9 protein-coding genes are annotated in these 11,579 nt (G+C 70.9%); all 9 read right to left on the reverse strand.

What is annotated here, in order from left to right; all coding sequences use genetic code 11:
• Nucleotides 1–66 precede the first annotated feature (66 nt).
• On the reverse strand, nt 67–1,158 hold the full coding sequence (locus UYS_RS17470; RefSeq protein ID WP_016856157.1) for an oxidoreductase: 1,092 nt from the start codon (nt 1,156–1,158) through the stop codon (nt 67–69).
• A gap of 90 nt (nt 1,159–1,248) precedes the next feature.
• Nucleotides 1,249–3,093: a dihydroxy-acid dehydratase gene (gene ilvD / locus UYS_RS0214070; protein ID WP_016856158.1), complete on the reverse strand. Its 1,845-nt coding sequence runs from the start codon at nt 3,091–3,093 to the stop codon at nt 1,249–1,251.
• Nucleotides 3,094–3,263: 170 nt separating this feature from the next.
• Nucleotides 3,264–3,920 (reverse strand): ATP-binding cassette domain-containing protein, encoded by a 657-nt coding sequence (locus UYS_RS0214075; RefSeq protein WP_016856159.1) that lies wholly within the window; start codon nt 3,918–3,920, stop codon nt 3,264–3,266.
• Complete coding sequence (gene thiP, locus UYS_RS17475) at nt 3,904–5,604, reverse strand: thiamine/thiamine pyrophosphate ABC transporter permease (protein WP_083868148.1); 1,701 nt, start codon at nt 5,602–5,604, stop codon at nt 3,904–3,906. The genes UYS_RS0214075 and thiP overlap by 17 nt, the downstream gene beginning before the upstream one ends.
• Complete coding sequence (gene thiB / locus UYS_RS0214085; protein WP_016856161.1) at nt 5,601–6,605, reverse strand: thiamine ABC transporter substrate binding subunit; 1,005 nt, start codon at nt 6,603–6,605, stop codon at nt 5,601–5,603. Before thiB ends, thiP begins: the two co-directional genes overlap by 4 nt.
• A 325-nt stretch (nt 6,606–6,930) precedes the next feature.
• Entirely contained in the window at nt 6,931–9,360 is a 2,430-nt protein-coding gene (lon, locus tag UYS_RS0214090; protein ID WP_016856162.1) for an endopeptidase La, read from the reverse strand.
• 78 nt (nt 9,361–9,438) lie between these two features.
• Nucleotides 9,439–10,680 (reverse strand): DUF945 family protein, encoded by a 1,242-nt coding sequence (locus UYS_RS0214095; protein ID WP_016856163.1) that lies wholly within the window; start codon nt 10,678–10,680, stop codon nt 9,439–9,441.
• 50 nt (nt 10,681–10,730) lie between these two features.
• The gene (locus UYS_RS0214100; RefSeq protein ID WP_016856164.1) at nt 10,731–11,204 is read right to left on the reverse strand and encodes a phosphatidylglycerophosphatase A family protein; all 474 of its coding nucleotides are present in this window, start codon (nt 11,202–11,204) and stop codon (nt 10,731–10,733) included.
• A partial coding sequence (locus UYS_RS0214105; protein WP_016856165.1) for a thiamine-phosphate kinase occupies nt 11,201–11,579 on the reverse strand: 379 nt, incomplete at its 5' end. The genes UYS_RS0214105 and UYS_RS0214100, both read right to left, overlap by 4 nt.

An 11,579-nucleotide genomic window follows, 5' to 3' on the forward strand; every position in this document is an offset into this window, starting at 1 on the left:
GCCCGACCGAAAAACGCCGCTTCCCCGGCACACGGGGAAGCGGCGAGCTGGTGAGGCCTTGGCGTCTCAGCCCCTGGCGTGCAGCCGGCGCGGCAGGCTGCCGCCTTCCTTGAGCTTGACCCAGCGTCCCTGGCGATAGCTGTCCAGCCCCGCCTCGAGCAGGCTCATCACGTCCAGCGCCTCGTCGACGCTCACCGGCGGCGGCGTGCCGCGCAGCAGGGTGCGGGCGATGGCGTCGTAGTAGGCGCGGTAGTCGCCCGGCACGGCCTCGACCTCCTCGCGCACCAGCGAGACGGCCTCGCCCTCCCCTTCGTTCAGCGTCAGCCGCCCCGGCGACGGGTCGACGCCCCAGGCCGGCTGCGGAATCTCGCCGGCCTTGAGCCAGTCTTCCTGCGGGTCGAGGCCGTACTTGATGAAGCTGCCGCGGGTGCCGTTGACCCGCCAGCGCGGCGTGGGCTCGGCCACCAGGGTGCTGGCCTTGAGCGTGACGCGCAGTCGGTCGTATTCGAGCACCGCCTGGAAGTCGTCGTCGATCTCGGCGCCGTCACGCAGCGTGGCGAGCTCCAGCAGGATGGCGCGGGGCATGCCGAACAGCGCCCGGGCCTGATCGAGCAGGTGCGGCCCCAGGTCGAACCAGATACCGCTGCCGGGGCGATGCTGCTCGCGCCAGCGGTCGGGCACCGACGGGCGGAAGCGATCGAAGCGCGATTCCACCTCGACCACCCGGCCCAGGCGCTCCTCGTCGAGCAATCCCTTGAGGGTCAGGAAGTCGCTGTCCCAGCGCCGGTTGTGGAACACGCTGAGCAGGCGCTCGGCGCCGTCGGCCAGGGTCTTGAGCTGGCGCGCCTCGGCCAGCGACACGGCAAAGGGCTTGTCGAGCACCACGTGCTTGCACTTGGCCAGCGCCGCCTTGGCCAGCGGAAAGTGGGTCTCGTTGGGCGTGGCAATCACCACCAGATCGATCTCCGGGTCGGCGAACAGCGCCGCCGCCTTGGCGTGCACCGTGACCTCGGGATAGATCGCCTGGACGCGCTCCGCGTCGCTGGAGACCACGGCGGAGAGCTCGAGGCCCGGCGCGGTCTGGATCAGCGGCGCGTGGAAAGTGCGACCGGCCATGCCGAAACCGATCAGGCCGACGTTGAGGGTCTGGGTCTTCATTGCGAGGCTTCCCTGCTGGGTCGAGTCGTTATCTTGGCGATAGTCGAGCGTGTAGGAAAAGAGGCCCCGGCCGCTGCCGGGGCCGGAGGCTCAGTCGAGCTTGGACAGATCGCGCACCGCGCCCTTGTCGGCGGAGGTGGCCAGCAGCGCATAGGCCTTGAGCGCCGCCGAGACCTTGCGCACGCGCTGGATGCTCGGCTTCCAGGCGTCGCGGCCGCGGGCTTCCTCGGCGCGGCGACGCTCGGCGAGCTGCTCGTCGGTGAGCTTCACGTCGATGCTGCGGTTGGGGATGTCGATGCGGATGATGTCACCGCTCCGGACCAGGCCGATGGCGCCGCCGGCGGCGGCCTCCGGGGAGGCGTGGCCGATCGACAGGCCCGAGGTGCCACCGGAGAAGCGGCCGTCGGTCAGCAGCGCGCAGCCCTTGCCCAGGCCCTTCGACTTCAGGTACGAGGTCGGGTAGAGCATCTCCTGCATGCCCGGGCCGCCCTTCGGCCCCTCGTAGCGGATCACCACCACCTCGCCCTCGACCACCTTGCCGTCGAGGATGTGCTCCACCGCCTGGTCCTGGGATTCGACCACGTGGGCCGGGCCCTCGAAGACCAGGATCGACTCGTCGACGCCGGCGGACTTCACCACGCAGCCGTCGAGGGCGATGTTGCCCTTGAGCACGGCCAGGCCGCCCTCCTTGGAGAAGGCGTGTTCGTAGTCGCGGATACAACCGGTGGCGCGGTCGCCGTCGAGGCTCGGCCAGCGCGCGCTCTGGGAGAACGCGGTCTGGGTCGGGATGCCGCCGGGGCCGGCCTTGTAGAACTCCACCGTCTCGGCGCTCGGCGAGCGCATGATGTCCCACTGCTCGAGGGCCTCGGCCAGGCTGTCGCCGTAGACGGTGGGCACCCGGGTATCCAGCACGCCGGCGCGGTCCAGCTCGCCGAGGATCGCCATGATGCCGCCGGCGCGGTGCACGTCCTCGATGTGGTACTTCTGGGTGTTGGGCGCCACCTTGCACAGCTGTGGCACCTCGCGGGACAAACGATCGATGTCGTCCATGTCGAAATCGATCTCCGCCTCCTGGGCCGCGGCCAGCAGGTGGAGGATGGTGTTGGTGGAACCGCCCATGGCGATGTCCAGGGTCATGGCGTTCTTGAACGCCGCCTTGGAACCGATGGCGCGCGGCAGCAGGTGCGCCTCCTCATTCTCGTAGTAGCGCTTGGCCAGCTCGACGATGCGATGGCCTGCGGTCTCGAACAGCCGGCGGCGGTCGCCGTGGGTGGCCAGCAGGGTGCCGTTGCCCGGCAGCGCCAGGCCCAGCGCCTCGGTCAGGCAGTTCATGGAATTGGCGGTGAACATGCCGGAGCAGCTGCCGCAGGTCGGGCAGGCGCTGCGCTCGATCTCGCTCAGGGTCTCGTCGTCCACCGAGTCGTCGGCGGCCATGACCATGGCGTCGACCAGGTCCAGGCCGTGGTCCAGGAGCTTGGTCTTGCCGGCCTCCATGGGGCCGCCGGAAACGAAGATCACCGGGATGTTGAGGCGCATGGCGGCCATCAGCATCCCGGGGGTGATCTTGTCGCAGTTGGAGATGCACACCAAGGCGTCGGCGCAGTGGCCGTTGACCATGTATTCGACGCTGTCGGCGATGATGTCCCGGCTCGGCAGCGAATAGAGCATGCCGTCGTGGCCCATGGCGATGCCGTCGTCCACGGCGATGGTGTTGAACTCCTTGGCCACCCCGCCGGCCTTCTCGATCTCGCGAGCCACCAGCTGGCCCATGTCCTTGAGGTGGACGTGGCCGGGCACGAACTGGGTGAAGGAGTTGGCCACCGCGATGATCGGCTTGTGGAAGTCGTCATCCTTCATGCCGGTGGCGCGCCACAGGGCGCGGGCACCGGCCATGTTGCGGCCGGCGGTGGTGGTGCGGGAGCGATACTCGGGCATGGTGTCCTCTTGATATGCTGCTGCCGCCCGTGGCCTCGCGCGCACGAGCGCGATGGGCTCGCGCGACGCGTCGGCGAGGTCCCGGGCGGTCTTGGTGTCCAGTGCTCCGATTCTGTCATGCCCCCGGGCGACAGGCCAGCGCCACGCCCCTCCCTGCCGGCCCTTGAGGGCTAGTCGCCGATCGCCACCAGCCGCCCGTCCTCGAGCCGGCAGCGGCGGTCGGCCAGGGCCTCGATGTCGTCGCGGTCGTGGCTGACCATCAGCACCGCCACGCCGGCCGCCTTCTGGCGGCGCACCAGCTCCCACAGCCCGCGCCGGGTGGCGTCGTCGAGCCCGGTGAAGGGCTCGTCGAGCAGCAGCAGCGGCGCGCCCCGCAGCAGCGCGCGCAGCAGCGCCACTCGCTGGCGCTGGCCGCCGGAGAGCTCGTCGGGCAGCCGGTCGTGGAGCCCCTCGAGCCCGACCTCGGCCAGCCCTTCGCGGATGCGGGCCTGCTGCGCCCGGGACAGCTTCATGTCCGGCGCCAGGCCGAGGCCCACGTTGAGCCACACCGGCAGGTGATCGAACAGGTTGTGCTCCTGGAAGACGGTGATGATGCCGCGCTCCCAGGGCGGCCGCGCCAGCAGGTCCTCCCCCGCCCAGTCGAGCCGCCCGCCACCGGGCTCGAGGAAGCCGGCCAGCAGCGCCAGCAGCGTGCTCTTGCCGGACCCGGACGGCCCCTCCACCGACAGGCATTCCCCCGGCGCGAGCCGGAAGGCGAAGCGGAAGTCCGGCGTCTCGCCGGGATCGCAGCGCCTGTAGTGGAAGGTCAGGTCATGGCAGTCGAGCATCGGCGCCTCCTTGCGGCGAGGCCTGTTGTGGGGGACGGCATCGGGCATCGCGCCAGGGATAGCGCGGCGGGTGTCGGGTCAGGCGGTCGAGCGCGGCGAACACCAGCGCCACCAGGGCCAGCAGCAGCAGCGCGGTGGCCGCCGCGCCCTGCCAGCGGTAGCCGCCCAGCTGCTGGAACAGCAGCATCGGCAGGGTCGGCGCCGCGGGGCTGCCGAACAGGGCGATGACGCTGAAGTCGCCCAGCGACAGCGTCATCGCGTAGGCCAGCGCCAGGGCCAGCGGGCGGCGCAGCCGCGGCCACTGCAGCCAGCGAAGCCGCGCGACGCCGCGCACCCCGAGCTGGTCGGCCAGCCGCCGCTCCGGCGCCGAGAGCCCCGGCAGCGCGCCGCGGATCACCTGCATGGCGAAGGGCAGCGCCATGAAGGCGTTGACCAGCACCACCAGGGCGTAGCCCTCCCAGCCGCTGCCGAGCCGCGGGCGCAGCAGCAGGAACAGCCCGGTGCCGAACACCAGCGCCGGGATCACCAGGATCAGTTGGCCGCCGCCCTCCATCAGCGCGGCGAGAAGCGGCCGCCGCCGGTCGCGCAGCCACTGGCGCCCGGCCAGCAGCGCCACGGCCAGCGCCAGCGCACCGAGCCCGGCGCCGAGCGCCATCGAGAGGCTGCGCAGCGCCGCGGGCCACAGGCTCGCGCCGCGCGGCATCTCCGGCAGGCCGAGCACGCCGCCAACAACAACCCCCACCAGCGCCAGCAGCAGCAGCGCGGCCAGCCCGGTGAGCCACATCGCATCGGTGAGCCGCGAGAGCCCCCGGGCATCGCGGCGCCACCAGCGCCCGGCGGTCCGGCCGGGGCGCGCCCCCACCGCCAGCGACGGGGTGCCACCGCGGGACAGCGCGAGCAGCCACAGCGACAGGCAGATCGCCAGCTGGGTCAGCGCCAGCAGCGCGGCCAGGGCCAGGTCGTGGTCGAACTTCATGGCCTGGTAGAGCGCCACTTCCAGGGTCGAGGAGGCCGGCCCGCCGCCCAGGGTCATGACGATGGCGAAGCTGGTGAAGCACAGCGTGAACACCAGCGCGGCGAGGCGCGGCAGCAGCGGCGCCAGCCGCGGCCACTCCAGCGCCCGCCACAGGGCGCCGCGAGACAGCCCCAGCTGGCCGGCCAGGCGCCACTGGGCCGCCGGCGCCTCTTCGAGGGCCTGCAGCATCAGCCGCGCGGCCAGTGGCAGGTTATAGAAGACATGGGCCAGCACGATGCCGGAGAGGCCGTAGAGATAGTCGTCGGGCAGCCCGTCGAGGAGATCGCGCAGCGGCGCCAGCCAACCGCGCCGGCCGTGCACGGCGACCAGCCCGAACAGCGCGATCAGGCTCGGGATCACCAGCGACAGCTCCATGGCCCGCAGCAGCAGGCGCCGGCCGAGGAAGCGCGGCCGCCGGGCCAGCGCCAGCGCCACGGGAATCGCCAGGCCGATCGACAGCAGCGTGGAGAGGCTCGCCTGCCACAGGGTGAAGCGCAGCACGGCGGACAGCCACGGCTCCTGCCACAGCATCGCCGGATGCAGCTCCCGGGCCTGCCACAGGAGCGCGCCGAGGCTGCCGAGCCCGAGCCCTGCCACCGCGACGAGCGCCGCGATGCCGGCTGCCAGAGGCCAGCGCGAATGCGTGGCCCAGCGCGTGGTCGGGCTCATCGGGCGGCGGCGTTGCGCCACTCGCGGATCCACTCGCGGCGATGCGCCTTCACCGCCTCGGGGGTGAAGGTCAGGCTCTCGGGAGCGATCAGCCGCTCATAGACCTCGGGCAGCTCGTCGCCGAGGTCGATGGCCGGATGCATGACGTTGCCCAGCGGAATATGGCGCTGGAAGTCCGGCGTCAGCATGAAGGCCAGGAACTCGCGGGCGAGCGCGGGATGCTCGCTGGTCGCCACACGGGCCGCGGTTTCCACCTGCAGGTAGTGGCCCTCGTCGAAATCGGCGGCCTGGTAGCGATCGGTGCCCTCGACGGCCATGTGGTAGGCCGGCGAGGTGGCATACGACAGCACCATCGGCGCCTCGCCGTTCATGAACAGCGAGAAGTAGGCCTGGCTCCAGCCGTTGGTGACGGTCAGCACGCGCTCGTTGAGGCGCGCCCAGATCTCGGGTGCCCGCTCGCCGTAGACCTTTCTGATCCACAGCAAGAGCCCCTGGCCGGTGACGCTGGTGCGCGGGTCCTGGAGGATCACCTTGACGTCGTCCGGGGCGTCGAGCAGCGCCTCGAAGCTCCCGGGCGGCGTCTCGAGCTGCTCGGTGTCGTAGACGAAGGCGAAGTGGCCCCAGTCGTAGGGCAGGAAGGTGTCGTCGCTCCAGTCGATGGGCAGGTCGAGGGCGCCGGCGTCGACGCCGTGGGGCGCCAGCAGGTCCAGCGCGCGGGCCTCGGCCATCAGGTTCATGTCGAGCCCCAGCACCACGTCGGCGGCGGTGTCCTGCCCCTCGAGACGCAGCCGCTGGAGGATGTCGACGCCGCCGGGCAGCGCGACGAACTCGAGATCGCAGCCGCAGCGGGCCTCGAAGGCCTCCTCGATGCCGGGCCCCGGTCCCCACTCGGAGACGAAGGAGTCGTAGGTGTAGACGGTGAGGGTCTCGTCGGCCTGAGCGACGCCGACGGCCAGCAGCGCGGCCAGCGACGCACCGACGGCCTGAACCTTGGGAGCCATGGACATTCCTGTTTGTTCGAGAAGTAGGAAACGAGAAGTGGGGAGTCGGACACGAAAACGCGCCCGCCATTATGCCATCGGCGAGCGCGTTACGGAGGGTTGGGGTTATCCGGGGCTTGTCCGGCGACAGGTCTCCGCGGGGCGCTATGAACCCTTCCCTGGGCGCTAACTTTTGCCCTGCGGCGCTCTCGCATCCTGCTCCGCTTGCAGGGCCGGTGCTGGCCATCCATGGCCAGCCCGTTCGGCGGGATCCGCCTCACCCATGGCACCCCCCCCCGCTGCAACCTGTCCCCGGCGCCCCTTCTGGCTCGACCTCAGCGCCTTGTTATCCGAAAACGACCTTGGCCACATCCCGATAATGCCCCGCGAAGTGCACCGTGACGTCCTCCTTGAGGTAGTCCGGCAGCTCCTCGTAGTCGCGGCGGTTGGCCTCGGGCAGGATCACCTCGAAGATCTCGCTGCGCCGGGCGGCGATCACCTTCTCGCGGATGCCGCCCACCGGCAGCACGTGCCCGGTCAGTGTCAGCTCGCCGGTCATCGCCAGCGGCCGGTCGATGGGCCGGTGCTTGGCCAGCGACAGCAGCGCGGTGGTCATGGTCACGCCGGCCGAGGGGCCGTCCTTGGGCGTGGCGCCCTCCGGCACGTGCAGGTGCACGAAGGCGGAGTCGAAGAAGTCCGGGTCGGCGCCGTACTCGCCGAGATGGCCCAGCGCGTAGCTGTAGGCGATGTTGGCGGACTCCTTCATCACGTCGCCGAGCTGGCCGGTGAGCTTGAAGCCGCGGTCCAGGGCGTGCACCTTGCCGGCCTCCACCGACAGGGTCGCGCCGCCCATGGCGGTCCAGGCCAGGCCGGTGACCACGCCCTCGCCCTTCATCACCTTCTCCTTGCGGAAGGTCGGCGCGCCGAGGAACTCCTCGAGGTTCTTCACCGAGACCTTGACCGTCTGCTGGTCGTCCTCGAGCAGCTTGACCGCCGACTTGCGCACAATGCGGTGCAGCTGCTTCTCGAGCTGGCGCACCCCGGCCTCGCGGGCGTAGCCCTCGATCACCTGGCGCAGCGCGGCGTCGGTGAGATTGAGGCGCTTCTTGGGGATGCGATCGCGCTCGAGCAGCTTGGGCCACAGGTGATGCTTGGCGATGGCCATCTTCTCCTGGGCGATGTAGCCGGAGAGGCGAATCTGCTCCATGCGGTCGAGCAGCGCCGCCGGGATCGAGTCCAGGGTGTTGGCGGTGCACACGAACAGCACCTTGGACAGGTCCAGCCGCACGTCCAGGTAGTGGTCGAGGAAGTCGACGTTCTGCTCCGGGTCGAGCACCTCGAGCAGCGCCGAGGCCGGGTCGCCCTGGAAGGACTGGCCGAGCTTGTCGATCTCGTCGAGCATGATCACCGGGTTCTCGACGCCGACCTCCTTGATCGCCTGCACCAGCTTGCCGGGCATGGCGCCGACGTAGGTGCGGCGGTGGCCCTTGATCTCGGCCTCGTCGCGCATGCCGCCCACCGAGAAGCGATAGAACTCGCGACCCAGCGCCTCGGCGATGGAGCGCCCCACGGAGGTCTTGCCGACGCCCGGCGGGCCCACCAGCAGCAGGATGGAGCCGCCGACGTCGCCCTTGAAGGTGCCCTCGGCGAGGAACTCGACGATGCGCTCCTTCACGTCCGAAAGGCCGTCGTGGTCGCGGTTCAGCACCTCGCGGGCGTGGCCCAGGTCGAGCTGGTCGTCGCTGGTCAGGCCCCAGGGCAGCGAGGTCAGCCAGTCCAGGTAGTGGCGGGTGGTGCCGTACTCCGGCGAGCCGGTCTCCAGCACCGAGAGCTTGTCGAGCTCGTCGTCGATGCGCTCCTGCACGCGCTCCGGCACCGCCTTGTCCTCGAGGCGGGCGCGGAAGGTGTCGACGTCGTTCTCGCGGTCGTCCTTGGAGATGCCCAGCTCGCGCTGGATGATCTTGAGCTGCTCGCGCAGGAAGAACTCGCGCTGGCGCTCCTGCATCTGGGCGTTGACCTGCTCACTGATCTCGCTCTGCAGCCGGGCGACGTCGATCTCCTTGCGCAGCAGCGGCAGCACCTTCTGCATGCGCTCCATCACCGGCAGCGACTCCAGCACGTCCTGCAGCTCGGGCCCCTTGGCCGAGGTGATGGCGGCGGCGAAGTCGGTCAGCGGCCCCGGCTCGTGGGGGCTGAAGCGGTTGAGGTAGTGCTTGAGCTCCTCGCCGTAGAGCGGGTTGATCGGCAGCAGCTCCTTGATGCCGTTGATCAGCGCCATGGCGTAGGCGCGGGTCTCCTCGTCCTCGGCGTCCACCGGCTCGCGGGGATAGCTGACCTCGACCAGGTAGGGCGGCTCCTTGGACAGCCAGCGCTGGATGCGGAAGCGGCGCATGCCCTGGGCGATGAACTGCAGCTGCGAGTCCTCGCCCTGCAGCTTGTGCACCTTGACCGCGGTGCCCATCTCGGGGAAGTCGCCGGGGCTCAGGTCCTCGACGCCGGCCTCGCCGACGAAGGCCAGGCCGACCATGTGGTGCGGCGTGTTGCCGACCCGGCCGATGGTGTCCTCCCAGCGCTCGCGGTTGATCACCAGCGGCTGGACCTGGGCGGGGAAGAAGGGGCGGTTGTGGATCGGCAGCAGATAGAGCCGCTCGGGCAGGGTATCGCTGGCCGGCACCACCGCGTGGCCGGCGCCCTCGTCGAGGTCCAGCTCGCCATCCGTGTCGGCCTGGACCCATTCCAGGCCATCCTGTTCGTAGCGCTGATCGTCTTCGCTCATGCGTACCTCATCCTGAAGGGACGGGACTTCTCGACCCGTGATGTTTCCGCAATGCGGGCGACGAGGCCGAACTTCAAGTCATCGCCAACGTTCGAGCACCGGCGGCAGCGGCCGGCCGTTGATTCTCACCTTGCCGCTGACCACGTCGATCTGCAGTTCCCGGGTGTCCAGCGGCAGCCCCAGCCCCAGCGCGATCACCGGCGGCAGCGGCTGCCACAGGAAGTCGCCGTCGAGCCGTTCGCGCCAGGCCGCGCGCTCCGCCTCGGTGTCCAGCGCCAGCGGCTCGAGGGCGTCGAGGTCGCGGGCATCGAAGACCAGCACGCCCTCGCCATCCAGCGACAGCCCCAGCATGGGGCTGTCCAGGTCGGCCTCGAGGATATCCAGCCGCGGCGAGTCCGCCAGCATCGCGCGCAGCGCCGGGGTCAGCGTCTCGCTCAGGGAAGGGGCATCCGCCGCGGCGTGCCCGCGGAGCGCCTCGTGGTGAAGCCGGGCCGCCAGCGCGCGCAGGGCGTCGGCGTCGAGGCGCGACAGCTCGCCGGCCAGCTCGCCGGTCAGCAGCACCTCGTCGCCGGAGAGCACCTCGCCGACGTCGAGCCGGGCCTTGAGCCGCAGCTCCTCGGCGTCCAGCACGGTGCGCGCCGTCAGGCTGAGCTGCTCGGCGTCGAAGGCCAGCTCCGGCGAGCGCCAGGCCAGGTTCTGGATCCGCAGATGATCGTTCTGGTTGAAGTGGAAGACGTCCCGGGTGTAGGCGAAGCGGCTCTCCAGCACCAGCGGGCCGGCGCTGAGGCGGCTCTCGCCGTCATCGAGGTGCAGCTCCGCCAGCCGCGCGCGCAGCCGCCAGTCGCCGACGTCGCCGTGCACGGCGACCCGGCCGCCCTGCAGGGTCAGGGTGCGGTCCTGCTGGCGGAAGACCACCGGGGCGAGCTCCAGGGTGGCATCGAGGGTCGAGGAATAGGGGCGGAAGTGGGCGTCCCAGCGCGGCGGCGTGGCGCTCACCGCGCCGTGGTCGGGCTCGATCTCGGGCGCATGGGGCCGCAGGGTGCCGTCCAGGCGAGTCTCCAGCACGCCGTGCCGGGCGCGATAGACGAGGTCGAGGTGCCAGGCGTTGCCGAACAGCGGCGCCAGGTGGATCACGCCGTGGGAGGTCAACCAGCCGCGCTCGACGTCGCTGCGCCGCACGCTCAGCTCGCCGCCCCGGCGAAGCTCGGCGACGACCCGCGCCAGCTCGCGCTCGAACAGCAGGCCGGCAAGGGTCTGGGCCACGGCCCAGGCCAGGGCCAGCACCGCCAGCACCGGCACGATCAGGCGCTCCTTGCGCATCGCTCACTCCTTGTCGACGTGACGCCCTGCCCCGGGCCGAGGCGTCGACCTCAGTGGAGCCAGAACCACAGGTGCATGGTACACCAGGCATAGGCGCTGGCGAGGACGTCGTCGATCATGATGCCGAAGCCGCCGGCCACGCGGCGGTCGGCCCAGCGGATCGGCCAGGGCTTGAAGACGTCGAACACCCGGAAGACCACGAAGCCCCACAGGGCGGCCTCCCAGGAGAAGGGCACCGCCATCATGGTCAGCCAGTAGCCGACGAACTCGTCCCAGACGATGCCCGAATGGTCGTGGACCCCGAGGTCGCGTGAGGTCTTCTCGCACAGCCAGATGCCCCACACGAAGGTGATGGCCACCACGAACAGGTACCAGCCGAGCGGCAGCTCGGACATCAGCCAGTAGAAGGGAATGGCCGCCACGGTGCCGACGGTGCCCGGGGCGAAGGGGACGGCGCCGCTGCCGAACCCGAAGGCGAGGAAGTGGACCGGCCGGTGCCAGACGCTCTGGGGGGCGCGGTTCATGGCGTGTCTCCTGAGAAGTGCTGCCAGCCCGCGGCGCCGTCCGGCGCCGCGCCGGTGATGCCGGGGGCCTCGCTCACCCGGCCGATCGCGGTCAGTGCCAGGCCCTCGGCCGCCAGCCGCATCCGGGCCGGCTCGAGGTGCGCCTCGGGCAGCGTCACCAGCAGTTCGTAGTCGTCGCCGCCGCGCAGGGCCGCGTCCATGGCATCGTCGCCGAGCGCCGCCGCCAGCCCCTCGGCCAGCGGCAGCGCCTCGGGCGTCAGGGCGGCGCCCACGCCGGAGGCCGCGCACAGATGGCCGAGATCGGCCAGCAGGCCGTCCGAGACGTCGATCGCGGCGGAGGCCAGCTCGCGCAGCGCCAGGCCGGCGGTGAGCCGC

Source organism: Halomonas smyrnensis AAD6, assembly GCF_000265245.1.
Taxonomy (GTDB): Bacteria; Pseudomonadota; Gammaproteobacteria; order Pseudomonadales; family Halomonadaceae; genus Halomonas; species Halomonas smyrnensis.